General features: G+C 59.2%; 22 protein-coding genes and 1 pseudogene. 11 read left to right on the top strand and 12 right to left on the bottom strand.

The genetic code is table 11. From position 1 onward, the window contains the following. Positions 1–4: 4 nt before the first annotated feature. From gspH to CAI21_RS02075, 7 genes and pseudogenes are all read left to right on the top strand, one after another. Positions 5–496 (top strand): type II secretion system minor pseudopilin GspH, encoded by a 492-nt coding sequence (gspH, locus tag CAI21_RS02110; RefSeq protein ID WP_116300745.1) that lies wholly within the window; start codon positions 5–7, stop codon positions 494–496. Next, positions 489–893, top strand: a complete 405-nt coding sequence (gene gspI, locus CAI21_RS02105; protein ID WP_181919219.1) for a type II secretion system minor pseudopilin GspI — start codon at positions 489–491, stop codon at positions 891–893. Before gspH ends, gspI begins: the two co-directional genes overlap by 8 nt. Continuing rightward, a pseudogene (gspJ, locus tag CAI21_RS02100) lies at positions 890–1479 on the top strand (type II secretion system minor pseudopilin GspJ). The gene gspI and the pseudogene gspJ overlap by 4 nt, the downstream one beginning before the upstream one ends. A gap of 3 nt (positions 1480–1482) precedes the next feature. Beyond that, positions 1483–2445, top strand: a complete 963-nt coding sequence (gspK, locus tag CAI21_RS02090; RefSeq protein ID WP_116300741.1) for a type II secretion system minor pseudopilin GspK — start codon at positions 1483–1485, stop codon at positions 2443–2445. A gap of 57 nt (positions 2446–2502) precedes the next feature. Continuing rightward, positions 2503–3714 carry a type II secretion system protein GspL gene (gene gspL, locus CAI21_RS02085; protein WP_116300740.1) on the top strand — a complete coding sequence of 404 codons (1212 nt, stop codon included), beginning with the start codon at positions 2503–2505 and terminating at the stop codon, positions 3712–3714. Further along, entirely contained in the window at positions 3711–4205 is a 495-nt protein-coding gene (gene gspM / locus CAI21_RS02080; RefSeq protein ID WP_116300739.1) for a type II secretion system protein GspM, read from the top strand. The genes gspL and gspM overlap by 4 nt, the downstream gene beginning before the upstream one ends. Continuing rightward, a complete protein-coding gene (locus CAI21_RS02075; protein ID WP_116300738.1) occupies positions 4202–4990 on the top strand; it encodes a type II secretion system protein N in 789 nt (262 codons plus the stop codon). Before gspM ends, CAI21_RS02075 begins: the two co-directional genes overlap by 4 nt. A gap of 57 nt (positions 4991–5047) precedes the next feature. Here the strand turns inward: CAI21_RS02075 and yrfG are convergent, their stop codons facing one another. Continuing rightward, the gene (gene yrfG, locus CAI21_RS02070; protein ID WP_116300737.1) at positions 5048–5710 is read right to left on the bottom strand and encodes a GMP/IMP nucleotidase; all 663 of its coding nucleotides are present in this window, start codon (positions 5708–5710) and stop codon (positions 5048–5050) included. A gap of 200 nt (positions 5711–5910) precedes the next feature. On the opposite strand from yrfG, the gene nudE reads away from it, so the two are divergent. From nudE to CAI21_RS02055, 3 genes are read left to right on the top strand one after another with little or no spacing between them, the layout of a single operon-like run. Then, positions 5911–6474 carry an ADP compounds hydrolase NudE gene (gene nudE, locus CAI21_RS02065; protein ID WP_116300736.1) on the top strand — a complete coding sequence of 188 codons (564 nt, stop codon included), beginning with the start codon at positions 5911–5913 and terminating at the stop codon, positions 6472–6474. Positions 6475–6493: 19 nt separating this feature from the next. Next, complete coding sequence (gene cysQ, locus CAI21_RS02060) at positions 6494–7291, top strand: 3'(2'),5'-bisphosphate nucleotidase CysQ (protein ID WP_404840844.1); 798 nt, start codon at positions 6494–6496, stop codon at positions 7289–7291. Between the two features lie 4 nt (positions 7292–7295). After that, a complete protein-coding gene (locus CAI21_RS02055) occupies positions 7296–7958 on the top strand; it encodes a hypothetical protein (RefSeq protein WP_116300735.1) in 663 nt (220 codons plus the stop codon). On the opposite strand, the gene CAI21_RS02050 is transcribed toward CAI21_RS02055, so the two are convergent. The 11 genes from CAI21_RS02050 to CAI21_RS02010 form a co-directional block, all read right to left on the bottom strand. After that, the gene (locus CAI21_RS02050; protein ID WP_116300734.1) at positions 7955–9148 is read right to left on the bottom strand and encodes an acetate/propionate family kinase; all 1194 of its coding nucleotides are present in this window, start codon (positions 9146–9148) and stop codon (positions 7955–7957) included. The two genes, CAI21_RS02055 and CAI21_RS02050, sit on opposite strands and share 4 nt — an antisense overlap. A gap of 4 nt (positions 9149–9152) precedes the next feature. After that, positions 9153–10571 (bottom strand): bifunctional enoyl-CoA hydratase/phosphate acetyltransferase, encoded by a 1419-nt coding sequence (locus tag CAI21_RS02045; protein ID WP_181919218.1) that lies wholly within the window; start codon positions 10569–10571, stop codon positions 9153–9155. Positions 10572–10595: 24 nt separating this feature from the next. Continuing rightward, the gene (gene fabI / locus CAI21_RS02040) at positions 10596–11369 is read right to left on the bottom strand and encodes an enoyl-ACP reductase FabI (protein WP_116300733.1); all 774 of its coding nucleotides are present in this window, start codon (positions 11367–11369) and stop codon (positions 10596–10598) included. A gap of 16 nt (positions 11370–11385) precedes the next feature. After that, on the bottom strand, positions 11386–11724 hold the full coding sequence (locus CAI21_RS24540) for a hypothetical protein (protein WP_258868881.1): 339 nt from the start codon (positions 11722–11724) through the stop codon (positions 11386–11388). Between the two features lie 7 nt (positions 11725–11731). Continuing rightward, positions 11732–12289: a hypothetical protein gene (locus tag CAI21_RS24535; RefSeq protein WP_258868880.1), complete on the bottom strand. Its 558-nt coding sequence runs from the start codon at positions 12287–12289 to the stop codon at positions 11732–11734. Further along, positions 12235–13134 (bottom strand): poly-beta-hydroxybutyrate polymerase N-terminal domain-containing protein, encoded by a 900-nt coding sequence (locus CAI21_RS24530; protein ID WP_258867908.1) that lies wholly within the window; start codon positions 13132–13134, stop codon positions 12235–12237. Before CAI21_RS24530 ends, CAI21_RS24535 begins: the two co-directional genes overlap by 55 nt. Positions 13135–13352: 218 nt before the next feature. Beyond that, complete coding sequence (locus CAI21_RS02030; RefSeq protein ID WP_116300732.1) at positions 13353–14195, bottom strand: mechanosensitive ion channel family protein; 843 nt, start codon at positions 14193–14195, stop codon at positions 13353–13355. An 88-nt stretch (positions 14196–14283) separates the two neighbouring features. Then, entirely contained in the window at positions 14284–15087 is an 804-nt protein-coding gene (locus tag CAI21_RS02025) for a hypothetical protein (protein WP_220347723.1), read from the bottom strand. Positions 15088–15097: 10 nt separating this feature from the next. Then, positions 15098–15535, bottom strand: coding sequence for a MaoC family dehydratase (locus CAI21_RS02020; RefSeq protein WP_181919217.1), 438 nt, complete (start codon positions 15533–15535; stop codon positions 15098–15100). An 18-nt stretch (positions 15536–15553) separates the two neighbouring features. Continuing rightward, entirely contained in the window at positions 15554–18052 is a 2499-nt protein-coding gene (locus CAI21_RS02015; RefSeq protein WP_116300729.1) for an ABC transporter permease, read from the bottom strand. Continuing rightward, positions 18049–18735 (bottom strand): ABC transporter ATP-binding protein, encoded by a 687-nt coding sequence (locus CAI21_RS02010; protein WP_116300728.1) that lies wholly within the window; start codon positions 18733–18735, stop codon positions 18049–18051. The genes CAI21_RS02015 and CAI21_RS02010 overlap by 4 nt, the downstream gene beginning before the upstream one ends. On the opposite strand from CAI21_RS02010, the gene CAI21_RS02005 reads away from it, so the two are divergent. Next, a complete protein-coding gene (locus CAI21_RS02005) occupies positions 18734–19360 on the top strand; it encodes an arylesterase (protein ID WP_116300727.1) in 627 nt (208 codons plus the stop codon). The two genes, CAI21_RS02010 and CAI21_RS02005, sit on opposite strands and share 2 nt — an antisense overlap. The last annotated feature ends 146 nt before the right edge of the window (positions 19361–19506 follow it).

Here is a 19506-nt window from a genome sequence, read left to right as displayed (position 1 = left end):
CAGGATGCGCCGACACCGCGGATTTACGCTGATCGAATTATTGGTCGTGCTGATCATCATCGGTGTGATTGTCAGCCTCACGATCATGTCGATCGGCGATAACCGCGGCGAAGAGTTGCAGCGAGAAGCGCGTCGTTTGAACGCGGTTATCGAGCTGGCTGCCGAGGAGGCCATTCTCCGCAGCCAGCCTATCGGCATTCGCTTCGACTACGACCGCTACGCCTTCAAGTTCTTGGACGGCGAGCGATGGACCGATGCCGAGCACGACCGCTTTCTACGGCCGCACACGCTTCCCGAACCTTTGCAGCTCGACTTAGTGGTCGATGGGCTCGCGGCAAACAATGAGGAAGGCAGCCGCGATCAACCGCAAATCCTTCTGCTAACCAGCGGCGAGATGACGCCTTTCGAACTGGTAGTCAGCCACCCCGATTTGGACGAGCGGTATCTCATCGTGGGTTCTTTGGATGGCAGGCTGGAGTTCCAAAGGGATGATTAAACGCCAAGCGCCGAGCCAAAGCCGCGGGTTTACCTTAGTGGAGGTGCTTGTCGCCGTTATCGTTGTCGGTACGGCGCTAGCGGCGATCATCAAGGTCAGCGCGGAGAGCGGTTACAACCTCAACTACCTGCGCGACCGAACCTTTGCCCAGTGGGTGGCGAACGATCGCTTGGTAGAAATGCAGGCTATGGAATACTGGGGTAGCGGACGCGACAGCGGTCGACGCGAAATGGCCGGCCGCGAATGGCATTGGGAAACGGAAATCAGCAACTCCCCCATTCCGCGCATGCGGCAGGTAACGGTCCGCGTCTATGAGCATGAAGGAAGCGAGCATCCGCTGACGGTGTTAGACGGTTTGCTGTTGGACCCGGCGGTGCGGGAAGGACAACTGCAATGAGCCGGTATCGCCAGCGCGGGTTTACCCTGCTCGAGCTAATGATCTCGCTATCCATTTTTGCGTTGATATCGGTCGTCGCCTATAGCGGCCTGCAGACTACGCTGACCACGCGCGATCAGGTGCAAACGCAGGCCGCACGGCTCACGCAAATGCAACGCGCCTTTACGATCGTGCAGCAGGATATGACACAAGCGATCGATCGCAGTATCCGCGATCGCTTCGGCGATCCGCGCGAACCGATGTTGACCGAGCTGGACGTGCTGGAATGGACGCGCGGCGGCCATCCCAACCCGTTAGGTCAAACACGCAGCAGTATGCAGCGCGTCGCCTACCTGATGGAGGACGGCGAACTGATCCGCCAGCAGTGGATGGCTCTGGACCAACCCTACGAGCCAAATATCCGCGACACGGTATTACTGGATAATGTCAAAGCCTAAGCTTTCGTTTTTTGACCGACGATAAAGAGTGGCTGGAAGATTGGCCTCCGGCAGACCCGGAAGCCCGCCGCCTGCCGCGTGCCGTCGAAATGGAACTGGAGCTGGGCGATATCGGCACCGTTACCCGAATGTTCTTACTGCCCAATTAAGCTATGCGTAGATTTCCCGCAAAAAACAGGCAGCAAGGCATAGCACTGGTCACGGCACTACTTGTCGTTGCGCTAGCGACGATAGCCGCTGTGGAGATGGTTAGCCGACAGCAACTGGATATACGCCGGGTACAGAACGTGCTGGCACGGGAGCAAGCCTACTCGTACGCCATTGGCGCCGAACTTTGGGCCATGCATACGCTCAAAGAAAAGCTCGAGCAGGACGGCCCCGACAGCGATCATCTGCAACAAGCCTGGGCCCAGCCGATCGTACTCCCCGAGTTCGACGGCGCTCAGTTACAAATGCAGATCTACGACGCCCAAGCGCGCTTCAACCTGAACAACTTGCACGACGTACAGCCTGGCGATACAAACAACGTTTATGTACAGCAGTTCATCCGTTTATTGGAATTGGCCGGCGCCGAAGATCCGCCGCAAATCGCTAATGCCACGATGGACTGGCTCGATCCGGATATGGAAGAACGCCCTGGCGGTGCCGAAGACGGCACCTATACTCAACTGGAGCAGCCATACCGTACGGCTAACCAACCTATGGCGAGCGTATCCGAGCTGCGTCTGGTATACGGTATGACGCCGGAGATTTATCAGCAAATCGAGCCCTATATCATCGCGCTGCCGGCCGTTACTGCGGTAAACCTCAATACGGCCCAAGCCGGGGTATTGATGGGGTTGTTCCCCGGCCTTAATCAGCAATTGGCGGAACAGATCATAGAACAGCGCAATGCGCGGGAGGATGGGTTAACCGATCCTAACGAATTACTGCAACTATTGCCCCCACAAAGCCTGCCGGACAACATCGACGAGGCGGTCGGCGTAAGCAGTGATTTCTACATCGCGGACATCCGCGTGGAGCTTGGCCCCTCGCGGGTCAGACTACGCAGCCTAATCCAGCGATCGGCGACAGGCGAGCTACGCGTAATCAGCCGTAGCCAAGGGCCGTTGTAGCCGCTTTGGTAGCGGTCGCGGAAATGGAAAGGAACTCACGGTCGAACAGATAATATTATGCGAGCACGTTTAATCATTCGCTTCGGCTCCGCTCCCGACGAGCCGGTTCAATGGGTCCGGCTCAACGCCGAAGGCCGCCCGCAGGGCGGTGTCGCCACGGGGAGCTTGGAAGAGGCCGCAAAAGCCAGCGACGGCAAACCCGTGGTGGCTCTGCTGCCCGGCTTCGACGTGCTGTTATTGTCGGCCCACATGCCGACCCAAAGCCGGCAAAAGCTCATGCGCGCCATTCCCTTCGCGCTTGAAGACCAACTCGCCGACGATATCGAGGAGCTACACTTCGTTCCTGGCCAGCGGGACGAACAAGGCCGCCTGGCGGTGGCCGTCGTTAGCAACACGGTATTAGCCGAATGGCTCGCTGCCTGCAATGAAGCCGGGCTTGACGTCGAACAGGCGCACTCGGAGATCCTAGCCCTTCCCCAACGAGAGGACGCTTGGACCGTCTTCGTCGACGGGCCGGTCTTTCTCGTCCGAACCGGGACCAACAGCGGCTTTGCCGGCGACACCTTCAACGCCCTACCGCTACTGGAAGCGGCACTGGAAGAAGCCGGCGAACGCGCCCCAACCAAGCTGATCGTATACGGCAGTGGCGAATTGGACGGTTTTAACGAGCTGGGCCTGACTGTCGACCGCCAGCCATTGGAGCAACCGCTGCTCAGTATGGCGGCGAACTTCTCGCCCAAACACAGCATCAACCTACGGGTCGGCACTTTTGCGCACAAGCGCGGCATGAGCGGCCAATGGCTCCGCTGGCAAACCGCAGCGGTATTACTCTTAGCCTGGATTGTTGTCGACGTTAGCGCCGCCTACCTCCAGCAGTGGCAATATAGCCGGGAACTGGCAGTACTTAACACCCAGATAGAGCAAACCTATCAAGAAGGTTTCCCCGGCGCGGGCCGCTTGGTCAATCCGCGGCAACAAGTCGAAACCCGGCTCCAGGCCTTGCGCGGGGGCGGTGGCGATAGCGAAGGCATGCTCGAACTGCTGACGGCCATCGCCCCGACCCTAAAGGAGAACGGGCAGATCGAACTCAACGCCTTGAACTACCGCAATGGCGAAATCGATTTGGAGTTCTTCGCCGACAACCTGCAAGACGTCGACGAACTCAAGCAAAAACTGGATAACCTCAGCGGCGTATCGGCCGAAGTACGCACCGCGCGGGCCGAGGGCGAGCGCGTGCAAGGTCGACTACGGATTGGAGCCTCCTCATGAAACAGTGGTGGGAAAGCCTTGAGGCACGCGAGCGACGGACGCTGAGCTGGGGCGGCATAGCCTTAGCCATCATATTGTTTTACTTCATGATCTGGCTGCCCGGCCATCAGCGGGCGGCAGAACTCGAGCAAACCGTGGCCGAGCAGCGCGTTCTGCTCTCCTGGATGCAGCAGGCCGCCCAAGAGGCGCAAGCGCTTCGCGGCAGCCACCCGCAGCCGGTCAACCGCGGCAACAGCAATCAAGCCTTGTTTGCCTTGGCCGATCAAAGCGCTCGCCAGGCGGGCCTTGGCAATGCGATCCGCCGGGTCGAACCCTCCGGCAACAATCGCGTTCGGGTCAATCTCGAAGAAGCCAGCTTTGACGACATGGTGCTCTGGCTCGGTAACCTGAAAACGCGCCACGGAATCGAAGCCCATACCGTTACGATCCGTACCGGCAGCAGCACCGGGCGGGTAAACGCGCAGCTACAGCTGGAGGCACCGGCATCATGAAGTTGACCAAGCGCGCACTGCTGCTCGGCACGCTGGGCCTCGCCAGCTACTTACTATTCCTGGCGATCACCTTTCCCGCCAGCCAAGCCTATACCTTGTTCGGTGATCGACTGCCGGTGCAGGCCTACGGGCTAAGCGGCAGCATCTGGTCAGGACAAGCTGCGGTAGCCACCATCGAAGGCCAACGCTTGGAGGCCGTACAGTGGAAACTACGCCCTAGCCACTTACTGACGGGGCGACTTGCCAGCGATGTCCAAGCACGACTACCGAACGGCTCGGTGAGCGGCTACGTCAATGTCAGCGGTAACAGCCTGCGAGCGCGAGATCTACGCCTCGACATGCCGGTAGATCAGCTACTGAACATGGCCGATGTCACCCTACCGGCTCGCATCGGCGGCCGTTTCGACATCAGCATGCGCTCGCTGCGCATCGAGAACGAGCGGTTAACCGAGGCCGACGGCATGCTGACTTGGCATCAGGCCACCCTGAACTTAGGTCGGCCGTTGCAAATGGGTAGCTTGAACTTACGCCTGGAGCCGGGCGAGGACGGCATGATCAACGGCACCCTGATAAGCCAGGGCGGCCCTATCGATTTAAGCGGCGATTTACGCATTCGCCCCGACGGCGACTTCGACCTGGAGATGACCGTACGGGCTCTGGAAGGCGCCGAGGACGCCATCGGACCGGCCATGGGCTTACTTGGTATACCGGCCGACGGCACACCGGTACGCTCGCGCCTGAGCGGCAACCTCGACGGCACGAACATTCAGTTAACCGAGCTTTAAGGGAAAAACCTCGCTTCCTCTGCGCCCGTTGCGGCCCGCCCGCCGGGCGCAGAGCATTTACCGCCCCACGCGCGGCATGATATCGGTGAACGCCCCAACCGCCGGAAATTCTTCCCAAATCTTCGCCGCCTGCCGACTATCCGGCTGCGCCACACCTAATAGTTGGCCGATGCCGTAATCGCGCGCGGTGCGCAAGACGGACAGATTATCGTCGATCAACAACGTCCTTGCCGGATCGAACGGATACGCTTCCCGCAACTGATCCCAGAACAAAGGATCTTCCTTCGGCCGCCGGAAATCGTGCGTCGAGATCAGTTCGTCGAGATAGCGATCCAGCGCCGTGTGCTCGACTTTTAACGCTAAAGTATTCTGGTGTGCGTTGGTTACCAACAGACTACGTTTGTCGCTACTTTGCAAAGCCTTCAGAAAAGCTTGCGCATGCGGGCGAAACCGGATCAAATGACTGACTTCCCGTTTTAAAGCCAGCACATCGATATCCAACAGCCGGCTCCAGTAATCGATGCAATACCAGTCCATCGTGCCTTCGAGAGCACGCATATGCGGCAGGATATCGGCTAAAAAGTCGTCCATGTCAACACCGCGGACTTCCGCACAGCGGGCCGGAAGGAACTCCAGCCAAAAGTGATTATCGAAATGCAAATCGAGCAAGGTGCCGTCCATATCGAGCAGCACCGTATCGATCCTATGCCAGTCAATCATAACGCTCTCTCTCGAAAGGAGGCCTCACAAGCGGCTTTGCAGCGTACCGCCGGAACGGCCCTCACTATACACGGGCCGCCGGAGCCAACGCGAGATGCCCAAATGCGCCGGGTCTGCTACATTCACCCAAGCGCTCACGCCATGGCCTCGGCCGTACCGTCTAACGGTGTAGAATAGACGGTCTGCAAGCGAGAAGATTTATGCGTAAAAAACCCGAAATACGCCATCGCCGTAGTGTCGCCCGCTCCCGCTTATTTCACATCGAGGCGGTCGGGCTGCGCTTCAGCAACGGTGTGGAAATGGAATACGAACGTATCGCCAGCTCAGGGACCGGCGGCGGCGCGGTACTGGTGGTTCCGATGATCGACGACGAAACCGTTATTCTGATCAGCGAATATGCCGTCGGTACCGACCGCTACGAGCTGGCCCTGCCGAAAGGGCGAGTCGAACCGAACGAGGACGTATGCGACGCCGCTAACCGAGAGCTAATGGAAGAAATCGGCCACGGCGCGGAAAAACTAACACGCCTACGCTTGTTGACCACCGCGCCCGGTTATCTGCAACACCGAACCAATATCGTTCTCGCGCAGAATCTATACCCTCAACGGCTCGAAGGTGACGAACCGGAACCGATAGATGTGGTACCTTGGAAGTTAGCGGACATCCATCTGCTACTTGAGAAGGACGAGTTCAGCGAAGCCCGAAGCGTGGCTGCGCTGTTCATGGTGCGGGAACACCTAGCAAGAGAGAAAAATCAAACATGAGTGCCTCTGACTACGATGCTTGGCTGCCGAAACTGATCGCGATTACCGAGGCAGCCGGCGACGAAATCATGGAGATCTACCGGGACGAAAGCCGTTTCGAAGTCGAACACAAAGCGGACGACTCCCCCTCACCGCCGCGGATCGAGCCGCTCACGCCGTTATCAGCGCAGGCCTACAAGAGCTAACGCCGACTATCCCTCAGCTGTCGGAAGAAGGCCAACTGGCCGGGTTCGAAGAGCGCCGCCAATGGGAGCGTTACTGGTTGATCGATCCGCTCGACGGCACCAAAGAATTCATCAAGCGCAACGACGAATTTACCGTCAACATCGCGCTCATAGAGAACCATAAGCCGGTGCTGGGCGTCGTCCATGCGCCGGCGCTCGGCACGACGTACGTCGGTAGCCCAACCGGCGCGCAACGAAAACGCGACGGCGTGACGGAAACCATTCGCACCCGCCCGCTAGGCTCGCCGCTTACCGCCGTGGTCAGCCGCTCTCATCGCGGCGAACGGGTCGACACCCTACTTGAGCGGTTACCGGAAACCACCACCACCTCCGTCGGCAGCTCTTTGAAATTCTGCTTGGTGGCGGAAGGCGAAGCCGACCTCTACCCGCGTTTCGGACCGACGTCGGAATGGGATACCGGCGCTGCCCATTGCGTGGTAGAGGCTGCTGGAGGTCTTGTTTGCAAGGCGGACCTGAGTCCGCTGCGCTATAACGCCAAAGAATCGATTCTGAACCCGGACTTTTTGGTCATCGGCGACCCCAACCACGATTGGGCCAGCCACCTTACCGGCATCGAAGGAGAGGAGCGGTAAGAGCATGCGGCGTGTCTCGACAATTACTGCCTTACTCGGCGCCTTCAGCTTGCCGTCGACCGCATTCGGTTGGGGACACGATATCGCCGTGTCCGCGGATGTACGCCGTGCCGCTACCGATATGGCCTATACGACGGGAGAGGTCGAGACACGTACGACCCAAGCCGGCGTAACCTTGTTCGAGCCGTCTATCTCCGCCTTTCAGCCGGGGATTCACTTCGGCTATCTTTGGGCGTCGCAATCGGACAACGAAGCCGTGAGCGGGCTCGATCTACAGGGGCAGTATTTCGGCATAAACCTCAAATCGCGCTTATTCGAACGCTCCTGGCTCGGGCTCCACTTCCACGCCAGCTATACCTACATGGAAGCGAAAGACGACATCGACGAGCAAGAAACTCGCCTGCGTTGGTACGAAGCCGAGGTCGCCGGCGGCCCAAGCCTTAACTTCGAGCGGGTTCAGCTCGACATCGGCGCGTACTATCGAGATATCGACGGCGAAGAGTTCGCCACCGGCGACCTGACCTGGACGCGGAACTTCGAGCAGGATAACGACATCGGCGCCTACGCCGAACTCCATTATTGGACCGACCCGACCGGCAGCATATCGTTACGAGCGGAGGGCGGCGCCTACACCGCCTTCCAAGCAAGTTTCGCCCGCCGTTTCTAACGGCGGGGCAGTTGTCGCACAAGCTTTAAAGTGTGGCGGGCGATCATCAGCTCTTCGTCGGTTGGAATCACCCACACCGATACCGGACTATCTTCGGTGCTGATGCGCGCCTCGCCGGCATCGTTCGCTTCGTGGTCCAGGTACACGCCGAGCCAGGTAAGATCCTGACAGATCCACTCACGGATCGCGGGGGCGTTCTCGCCCACGCCCGCGGTGAACACCAAGGCATCCATACCGCGCAACGCGGCGACCAAAGAGCCGATCTCACGTTGCGCGCGGTAGGTGTATACATCCAATGCCCGACACGCACGGGGGTCGTCTTCCTTGTCGAGTAGCTCGCGCATGTCGGAGCTAATGCCGGACATTCCCAACAGACCGGAGCGCCGGTAAAGCAGTTCCTCGACTTCCTCGACCGACATTCCTTCGTTTTGCATGAGATACAGCACAACGCCGGGGTCGATGTTACCGCAGCGCTGCCCCATCGGCAGGCCGTCGAGTGCGGTAAACCCCATACTTGTGGCAATGCTCTGCCCGCGGGAAATGGCGCACATGCTGGCGCCGTTGCCTAGGTGCGCAACAACGACGCGGCCTGTCGCTGCCAGCTTGTCGTAGCCATGCAACGCCTGCGCGATGTACTCGTACGACAAACCGTGAAAACCGTAACGTAGCACACCCTGCTCCGTATACTTATGGGGCAGAGCAAAAGCTTGCGCCACAGCCGGCTGAGTCCGATGAAATGCCGTGTCGAAACAGGCGATCTGCGGCGTTGTCGGATACAATTGCTCGAAGGCTTTAACGGCCCGCAAATTGTGCGGCTGGTGCAAGGGAGCTAACGGTATTAAACGCTCCAAACGCCGGTAGACTTCGTGGTCGATCAACACCGGCTCGGCATAGTCCGTACCCCCGTGCACCACCCGGTGCCCGCAGGCAATAAACTCCAAGTCCTCCACGTACAGACTCGCGAAGTCGGTCAGCATACTTAACGCGTGCTCGTGATCCGCACCGCGAGGCAACTGCATCGTTTGCAGCTTCTCGCCGTCGCCCGAATACATCACAATCCCTGGCCGCTCGGGAATGCCCTGAGCCTGCCCGGCGACGCGTAGCGTCAGGCTATCGCCCTCTCCCAAGGCATAGATGGCGAACTTGATGCTGGAAGAACCGGCGTTAAGGACGAGAATGGCTTCCTGCATCGGCTTACCTCAATGCTGCCGCGGCTGCATCCTGCACTTCCCGGCGCTTTTTCTCGGCCAGCAGGCGAGCGATGGCGCAGGAAGCCAAGCGGGAGACGGTATCGTCGGCCCGGCTGGTCAAAATAATCGGCACCCGAGCGCCGAGCACAATACCGGCCGCATCGGCATCGGCCAAATAGTTCAACTGCTTACCGATCATGTTGCCGGCTTCCATATCGGGGGCGAGCAGAATATCGGCGTGCCCCGCCACCTTCGAGCGGATATTCTTGGTGCGAGCGGCCGCTTCCGAAATCGCGTTATCGAACGCCAGCGGACCATCGAGAAGACCGCCTCTTATCTGCCCGCGATCGGCCATTTTACATAGCGCCGCGGCATCCAACGTCGACGGCATTAAGGGATTAACCGATTCGGTTGCCGACAGAATCGCCACTTTCGGCTCTTCGATGCCCAAGGCATGCGCCAGCTCGATGGCGTTTTGTACGATGTCGCGCTTTACCACCAGGTTTGGATTAATGTTAATGGCGGCATCGGTGATGAACAAAGGCCGCGGGTAGGTCGGCACATCCATCACCCAAACATGACTCATGCGTCGCTCGGTACGCACGCCTTTTTCCTTGTGAACGGCGGCGCCCATGAGTTCGTCGGTATGCAGGGCGCCCTTCATCACCAGCTCGACCTCGGTGGCGCGCACCATGTCCATCGCTCGCTCGGCGGCCTCATGACTATGCTCGGTAGCAACGATCTCGAAACCGGCAATATCGAGCTCGGCCGCATCGGCTGCCGCGTTGATTTTCTGCGGCGGACCGACCAGAATCGGCGCAATCAGGCGATGTCGCGCCGCCTCGACCACACCGCGCAACGAGGCATCGTCGACCGGGTGAACCACAGCCGTTTTCACCGGCTCCAAGCCTTCCGCCATCGCCAACATACGTTCCAGCTGCCGATGGCGGCCGCTACCGTTGATACCCTTCACTTCTTTCAAGGGGCGTTTAATCTTGTCTTTGGGCACCTCCACCAGGATATCGCCAGCCAACGCGACGCGCTCGTCGTCGGCAACGCAAAGACACTCCAACAGCACCCGCCGCTCGTTGAGTTTTTCCTTCACCGTCACGGTAACGGTGACACACTCGCCAAGCGAGACTTGATCCTTATAGTTCAACCGCTGCTCTAATAAGCGCGTGCCCGGCCCCGGCAACTCGGTCGCGATTACAATCGCCACTAAGGCATTGCCCCACATTCCATGAGCGATCAACTGATGGAACAAGTCGCTAGTGGCGAGGGTCTCGTCCATACGCGTGGGCACGGCCTCCGCCGCACTCTCCGCATACAGCTTCAGCTCATCCAAGACCAAGCGGCGCTTAAGCATCGCCTGCTGCCCGACGTGCAATTCCTCATAGGGAAAATTCTCGATAAATCCCACCATGATTTCCTTCTTTTACTTTGTTGGCTAGCCGACGATGTGGTAGCCAGCGTCGATACGGATGATATTGCCCGTTAAGGTACGGGAGCGATCGCTCACCAATAAGGCAGCGGTTGCACCGACATCGCGGATATCGGCCAATTGATGTTGAGGTGCGCGCGCAGCGGCGTTTTCCATCAATTCGTCAAAACGATCGATGCCGGAGGCGGCCCGAGTTTTCAAAGGCCCCGGCGATAAGGCATGCACACGGATGCCTTGCGGCCCCAGCTCGGCGGCAAGATAGCGTACCGAGGCCTCTAAAGCCGCTTTTACCGGCCCCATCAGGTTGTAGTGCTCGACCACCTTTTCAGCGCCGTAAAAGCTCACGGTCAGCAGGCAACCGCCATTTTTCATCAACGGCTCGGCCAAACGCGCCATCCGGATAAACGAATGGCAGGACACATCCATCGCCTGCGCAAATCCCGCCTGCGAGCAATCGACGACCCGCCCATGCAAATCCTCGCGCGGGGCGAAGGCGATGGAGTGCAGCAGAAAGTCGAGTTCGCCCCACTCCGCCCCGATGCGCTCGAAAACGGCCTCTAACTGGCCCGGCTCGCGCACATCGCAAGGGATAAACAACGAACAATCCAAATCCCTAGCCAAAGGCTCGACGTAACTCTTGGCCTTCTCGTTCAAATAGGTAACAGCTAACTCAGCTCCCTGCGCCCGAAAATCGCGCGCGCAAGCGTAAGCAATACTGCGATCGTTAGCGATCCCGACCACCAGCCCTTTCTTTCCTTTCAGGCTTGCGAATTCCCCCATCGAACGATCCTCCTGATCATTTCATAAGTACATACTCGCCCGGCGCATCCAGAAGGGGTTTATAACCCGCTTTGGGCGCTCCCATCGCCGGTGGTTTAACCCGGTTGCCGGAACGCTTCGCCAGCCACGCCTCCCACTCCGGCCACCAGGAACCGTCCTGATAGGGCGTTTCCAGGTGGAACCGACGCGGCCCGAGGTAGCGATCATGCACGTCGCGAGTATGTACCTGATACTTACGCCGCGGATGGCCCGGCGGCGTAACGATCCCTGCGTTATGCCCACCCGTGGTCAGTAAAAACGTCGTTTCGGTTCGCGCCAGGCGGTTTATCTTGTAGACAGACAGCCAGGGTGCCACATGGTCCTTAACGGTGCCAACTGCAAAATCGGCGCTCGAATATCGCCGAAATGAATGGGCTGCCCTTCGACATCGTAACGCCCTTCGACGAAATCATTATTAAGGAATAAACTGCGGAGGTATTCGCTGTGCATTCGGTAGGGCAGGCGGGTAGCATCGGCATTCCAGGCCATGAGATCAAAATGGGCGTCCGCTCGCCCATTAAATAATCCTTAACCACGGCCGACCAGATGAGGTCGTTACTGCGCAACAGCTGAAACGCGCCGGCCATCTGATAGGCGTCCAGATAGCCCTTTTGCCACATATTATCTTCGAGATAGGTAATCTGGCTTTCGTCGATGAAAAGATCCAACTCTCCAGGCTCGGTAAAATCCACCTGAGCCGCAAATAAACTCATACTTGCCAAACGCTCGTCGCCATCGCGAGCCATCGCCGCGGCGGTAAGCGATAACAAGGTTCCGCCGAGACAATAACCTACCGCATGCACCTTCTGATTCGGCACCACCGCATTTATAACATCCAAGGCGGCCAGAATACCGAGCTTACGGTAATCGACCATGCCCATGTCGCGGTCTGTCGGCCCAGGGTTTTCCAGGAAATCATGAATACCGTGTGCCCCTGATCCCTCAGATACTCCACTAAGGATTTACCGGGCACCAGATCCAAAATGTAGTACTTCATAATCCACGCCGGCACGAAAAGAACCGGCTCGGCGTACACATTTTTGGTGGTCGGCTCGTACTGGATCAGCTCGATCAAGCGATTGCGGTAGATGACTTTGCCGGGCGTCAATGCCATGTTCTCGCCGACCTGCCAATCTTCTACCCCGGCGGGCGGCTGGCCATGGACACGACGATAAACGTCGTCGATGAAATTGCGCCAGCCACGCAAGAGATTCTCGCCGTTTTCTTCGAAAGTACGACGCAACACTTCCGGATTAGTCGGCAGGTAGTTCGACGGCGACAGCACATCGAGGAGTTGCCGCCCGACAAAATGGACCACATCCTGATGATGCGGCTCGATACCGCGGACCTCGCTGGTCGCCCTACTCCACCAATCTTGCACCAGCAGAAAATTCTGCTGGATCAGATTAAACGGCCACTGCTGCCATTCCGGCGCGCGAAACCGGTTATCGCCCGGCTCGGGCGTGATACAAGGTTCGATGCTATTTTCGGAGGCGCAGTTACCTGCATAGCTTATCAGGCGAAGATATTTTTCCGTCGCATCCTGCATCAAATCGATTTGCTTTCCCGGATACATGGCCAAATGCACCAGCCAGTCGTAGTATGCCAGCGACAGACCAGCCGGCGAGATACCCCGCGTTAAACGGCCCATGATCATATGATTAATACGGTCCAGCGCGTGAACGCCTTCTCCGGTATCGCGGGGTGCCATCAGCTTATGGAGCATTTCGCCACCTCCTGGCGTTGACGAGCTGCCTTGCGCATCCTGTTCTTATGGACGCCAGCACGATCTGGCAAGGGCTCGGCAGGCGTATCGACACTAAAGTGCGACAGAGAACGTTGGCATGACCACGGCAAATCGCCGCCTGCCGGCACACCTTCCACACCTTCACTGTATGTCGGGAGTACGGGTGAGCGCTTGATCTATATCAGCGATAAACCTGATTAAAGCTTATCGCTCGTTGTCGGGTCGGGGTCGACATAGCGCACAGGGATAGGGTCGGTTACGCTACCGGCATAAAGACTAAGGTGGGGGAAAGGAATCTCGATCCCGTGCTCGTCGAACGCTTCTTTGATCTGCTCCTGCATACTGTTACGAAGCTCGAGAAAGTTCTCGCGCTTGGCCCATACCGAAAATTGCAGATTAATCGACGAATCGCCGAAGCCCAAAACCATGAACACAGGTTTCGGCTCTTCCAGGCATACCGGATTGCGCTCCGCGACCTCAAGCAACACCTCGCGCACCCGTTTGATGCTCTCTTTATACGCCACGCCGATTTGCAGATCGGCGCGACGGATGGGAAAGCGAGACATATTCGTCATCTCGCTTTTAATCAGCGTCTCGTTCGGAATGCGGACATAGAGGTTATCGAAGGTACGCAGTTTCACCGACAGCAAATCGATGGATAAAACCTCGCCCGTCGTAGAGCCGATACGTACCACATCGCCAACGCCGAACGGACGCTCGCCGACTAAGAACAAGCCGCTGATCAGGTTGGATACGGAGGTCTGCGAGGCAAAGCCGAGCGCAACCGAGACGACGCCGGCAGCTCCCAACAAAACCCCTAAGCGGAAACCGAGCTGATGCAACGCCGAAGCAACGGCTAAACCCAAAATGAAATAAAAGACGACCCGCCGGGCAATCATAACCCCGTGCGCGTCGAGCTTGCCGTGCAGCACGCGCGCGACCGCACTGCCAAGTATCCGCCCAAGCAGTAGCCCCAGCACGAGGATCAGCGCCGCTTGCAAGACGTTCAACCAACCGCCCGCCGAGAAAAACGCCCCCATCGGCGCCCAAAAGTCAGCCACGAAACACCTCGTTTAGCCTCAGACAGAACATACGCTCGTTGGCGGATAAGCTATCGATAACGAAGATTCATAGATTAAACAAAGCGCTGAACGCATGTATAGCCGTACGTCGACCCGGCGCATCGCGCGAGGTAGCGATGCGCTGCGCATCGACCGCTTCTTTCGGCGCCTTTCCCCCCAGCCGCAAGGCCGCTAGACTGCCGCCTTCGTCTCGCTGCTCAAGACCGACCTCGTCGGTCCAGAACCGGCCGTCGCGCGTGACATATAAGCTCAACTGCCGCACCGGCACGCAGACTCTTTCCAAACTCAATTGTTTACTCGCCTGGTTGCGGATCTGCACGGGGATATGCGCCCGATAAGGTACGAACTCGGCATCCTCAAGATACAACCGACACCGGCTACGCAGCGCGTAGCAGAGTTCGCCGGTCATGGTTGTCGGGCCGAACCAGGTATCGGAGGGCCGATAGCTCGGCACCTCCAACAAACGTTTCCGCTGCTTACCGACCGACAATTGCAACCACAGCGGTACGGTTACGTACAACCGCACCGCCTCGCCAGCCGGTACGAACAGCGGCGCTGCCGGACGCGATACGACGGAGCGGTCCGGCAACAGCGGTTGCACGTGGAAAACGCCGCTTTGATCGGCATACACGAACCGCTCTACCTTGTCTTCCGGCATCGGCTCGACATCGTCGAAAGCGACTTCGGCGTGCAACGGCAAACCTTCGTCTCGCTGCTGAGACACCCGCCATTCGCCAAACCGATGCACCACCTGAAACCGCGCCGGACCAATCCGCCATTCGGCCACAGCGCCTTCCGGCAATTCGAACTCGCCATACCAGTCGGCAAGCGCCGCCTCTGCCGTCAGCAACCGATCCACCTTAGGACACTGCCTCGCGTCGCGGCACCATCACCACCGCTTCGCCGGTCAATACCGCCTTGCCGCCCACCAGACAATCCGTTGCCAAGGTCACAATGGCCTTATCCTCACGGATATTCGTCACCCTCACCCGCGCTGTGACGGTATCGTTAATCCGCACCGGCGCCTTAAACCGCACCTGCTGGCTCATATAAATAGTGCCCGGCCCCGGCAGCTTCGTCCCCAGCAGATTGGAGATCAGACTCGCCGTTAACATACCGTGCGCGATCCGCCCCTTGAAAGGCGTCGCGGCCGCATACTCTTCGTTAACGTGCATCGGGTTCAAATCGCCGGTAATGCCGGCAAACAGGGTCACGTCCGTCTCCGTCACCGTTTTGGTAAACGTCGCTTCCATGCCTTCGCTAAGATCTTCCAGAAAACAACCTTGGGTGGAATCCATCAATATCTCCTCGACAACTCAAACATCTCGGGTTTCACGCAACAAACGCATCGGCGAGACGCGATAGGCTTGCACGGAACCCCAGGCTCCGGCACTCCATACCACCAAAACGCCGATAAGCGTGCCGAGCGCGATAAGCTCCAGATTCACCGGATAGTAAAGCTGAAACAACTCCCGCGCGGCGATCCGACCGGCAAAAACCGCAATCACCGCCGCCAGGAAACCTGCCGCCGCGCCAAGCAACCAGAACTCGCTGCGCGCCAACCAACGAATACGCGCGCGACTCGCCCCCAACGAGCGTAGCAGCGCGCTTTCGAAGCGACGCTCTTCGCCGGTGATCTGCAAGGCCGCCAACAACACTAGCAGCCCGGCTAGCAACGTCAGCCCCGCCATCAACTCCACGATACGGCTGCCCTGCTCGATGATATCGCGCACGGTGGCGAGAATGCTGTTGATATCGATCACCGTGGCGCTAGGAAAGTTGCGCACCAGTGCCGGCATAATATCCTCATGCTCCGGCGGCAGATAAAAGCTACTGATATACGTCGCCGGAAAGTCGTCCAGCAAACCGCTCGGTGCGGTGACAAAGAAATTCACATTGAAGCTATCCCAATGCACTTCTCGCAAGCTGGTTACCGTCGCCTCCACCGACTCGCCCGCCACCGAAAAGGTCAGCGTATCGCCTAAACCGACACCTAACTGCTCGGCCAAGCCCACCTCGACCGAAAACTGCTCCGGATCGGGCTCGGCTCCCGTCCACCAGCGGCCGGAACGAATGCGATTATCCGGGTACAGATCTTCCGCCCACGATAAATTGAACTCGCGCGCCAGCAAACGTTGGGTGGAGGGATCTTCGAAATCGTCCGGCTGCACACGTTGCTCGTTAATCGCCGTCAATCGCCCACGAACCATGGGATAAAAGGTCGGCACCACCTCGCCCCGCTCAGCCAAAAAGGTGCGCAAGGCGTCCACTTCCGTCGGCTGCACATTGATCAAGAAGTAATTAGGCGCATCCTCGGCAATTCGCCCCTGCCAGGTATCCAGCAAATCGCCGCGCACCAAACCCAGCAAAAACAAGGCCATCAGCCCTAAGCCGACGCCGACCACCTGCACTACAGCCGCCACCGGCCGCCGGCCAATGCCGGAAAACCACAGCAAACCGGCACCGCTGACACGCCGCAACAGGCGCACGGCCACAACCAGACCGAGCCCGGCCAACCCGAGCACGAACAGCGTGCCGAGCACAGCGCCAAACACCACCACAGCCAGGCGCGGATCGCCCGCTTGCCACCACATCATGAGGAAAATGATCGCCAGCGGAATGACATACAGGCCGCTACCACGGAACACATCGCCGCCGATATCGCGCCGCAATACCCGCATCGGCGGCACTTGCCGCAAGCGCAATACCGTCGGCAAAGCGAATCCGAGCAAAGCCGCCAACGCTACCAACCACCCGCTCAAGGCCGGGCGCAGCCCCGGCGCGGGCAACTCCGGCGGCAGCAAATCGGCCACCAGTAGCAACATTAGATGCTGCAAAGCAAAGCCGGCGCCTAAGCCAACAAAACCGGCGGCCAGCCCCAGCCACACCAGCTTCCAGGTCAAAATAGCGCTCACTTGGCGCTGCCTTGCGCCCAAGCAGCGCATAATGGCTACCCGATCCAATTGGCTTGCCGCGTAACGCCGAACCGTGAGCAAAATCGCCACACCGGCAATGACCACGGTAAGCAAAGCACCGAGGCCTAAGAAACGCTGAGCGTTGCTCAGCACTTGCTCCACCCCCGGCTGATCGCCCGGCCGCGCCCAGTCCAGCGGCTCTTCGGTCGCGGCTTCCAGCCACCCTCGATAACGCTCAACTGCTTGAGCATCCCCCGCCACCATCAGGTTGTAACGCACCCGGCTTGCCGGCTGTACCAAGCCGGTGGCCGGTATATCCTCGATGTTCAACATTAAACGCGGCGCAAGGCTGCCGAAAAAGCCGCCTTGATCCGGCTCCAGCGTCAGCATACGGCTTACCGTGAACGTCTCCGCGCCCAGCTCCAGCGCATCGCCCACCACCAGGTCGAGCTGCAACATCAAGCGCGGCTCCAACCAGACCGTACCCGGCTCCGGCACCGCCCGCACCTCCTCTTCCGGTGCATCGCGACCGGCTTGTACCCGTAACATCCCGCGCAAGGGGTAGGGCGCTTCCACGGCCTTCACCGATACCAGCTGACTCCGCTCGCCGGCCAGCACCACACTTGGAAACTCCAGCGTCACCGCATGTAAAAGCCCGCGCGCGGCGGCCTCCTCGCGCCACGCTGCGGGGATAGGGTCGGAGCTACGCGCCACACCGTCGGCGGCCAGCAATTCCGCCGCTCGCCCGGTACCGGCAGCGCTCACCCGCTCGGCTAACCACGCAACCGAACTCACCGCGGCGACCGAAATCACCAAAGCCGCCGCTAGCAATCGCAACTCGCCGGCGCGCCAATCGCGGCGCAGGAAGCGCAAACCCAAACGCCATGCCCCCGCCCTCATACCGGCTGTAGCCTCCCTTCGACCAACTGCAAAACACGCTGACAATGGCCTGCCAATTCGCGATCGTGCGTCACGAGCACTAAGGTCGTGTTCTGCTCGGCGTTCATCCGAAACATAAGATCGGCCGCCTTCTGTCCGGTGGCCTGGTCCAGGTTACCGGTCGGCTCGTCGGCCAACAGCAATTGCGGCCGGGTGACAAAAGCGCGCGCCAGCGCCACTCGTTGCTGCTCCCCGCCGGAGAGGTGCTGCGGATAATGCCGCAGCCGATGCCCTAGACCGACCTGCTGCAATGCCGCCTCCGCCCGCGCCAGGGCCTCGGCAGCACCTTCCAACTCCAACGGCAGCATCACATTCTCGATGGCGGTCAGGCCGTTTAACAAATGAAAGGCTTGAAAGACAAAACCGAGCTTTTCCGCCCGCACCCGGGCGCGGCCGTCTTCGTCGAGTGCGGTGAGTTCGGTACCGTCTATAAACACACGGCCGCCGCTCGGTACATCTAAGCCGGCTAGCAAGCCCAGCAACGTCGACTTACCCGAACCGGACGCGCCTAAAATCGCGACCGTCTCGCCGGCCGAGATGCTAAGATCGAGGTTATTAAACAGCGCGATCTCGGCATCGGGGCCGCGAAACCGCATTTCCAAACCTTCGGCAACCAACAGTTCGCGAGGAACGGCATCAGACATGCGCAAACGCTTCCTTCTTGTCTTGCTATTGCTATTCGGTACCGGGCCCGCCTGGGCAGACAGGCCCGTCCTCATGGTGTTGGGCGATAGTCTTAGCGCCAGCTACGGTATGCCTACCGAGGCCGGTTGGGTCGCACTATTAGAGGAGCGACTACAGGAACAAGGCTATCCGCACCGCGTGGTAAACGCCAGCATTAGCGGCGATACCACCGCCGGCGGCTTAGCCAGGCTACCGCGCGCCTTGGAAAGGCACCAGCCGGACGTGCTGTTCATCGAACTTGGCGGCAACGACGGTCTGCGCGGCATTCCGCCACAGGAAACCGAACGCAACCTAGCCCGCATGATCGAACTCGGGCGAACCGCGGGCGCCGAAGTGTTACTCGCCGAGATCCGCTTACCGCCAAATTACGGAGCCGCCTTTAGCGAGCGTTTCGAGGCCATGTTCCGCGACTTGACCGCTGAGCATAGCATTGCTTTAGTACCGTTTATTCCCGACGACCTGGACGAGCACGCCGAACTGGTCCAAGACGACGGCATCCACCCGACAGCGCAAGCTCAGCCTCTGCTGCTCGATAAGGTTTGGCCGGTGCTGGAACCCAGCTTACGGGCGACGGCGGACAGGTAGCCTCCGTCGGCGCCCGAGCGCTTCCGCCCCCAACGCATGGCATTCCCCGGACAAGACGGGGGGAGAACGGCCAAGACGTGCGCATAAACCCGGCTTATCGTGGCCTTAGGTATATAACAGAGCGACAGGAGGCGCGCTATGCTAAG

The sequence above is a fragment of the Alkalilimnicola ehrlichii genome (assembly GCF_003399765.1).
Classification (GTDB): Bacteria; Pseudomonadota; Gammaproteobacteria; order Nitrococcales; family AK92; genus AK92.
The sequence above is the reverse complement of the archived record's forward strand: the minus strand, read 5'-3'. Positions and strand labels throughout refer to the sequence as shown.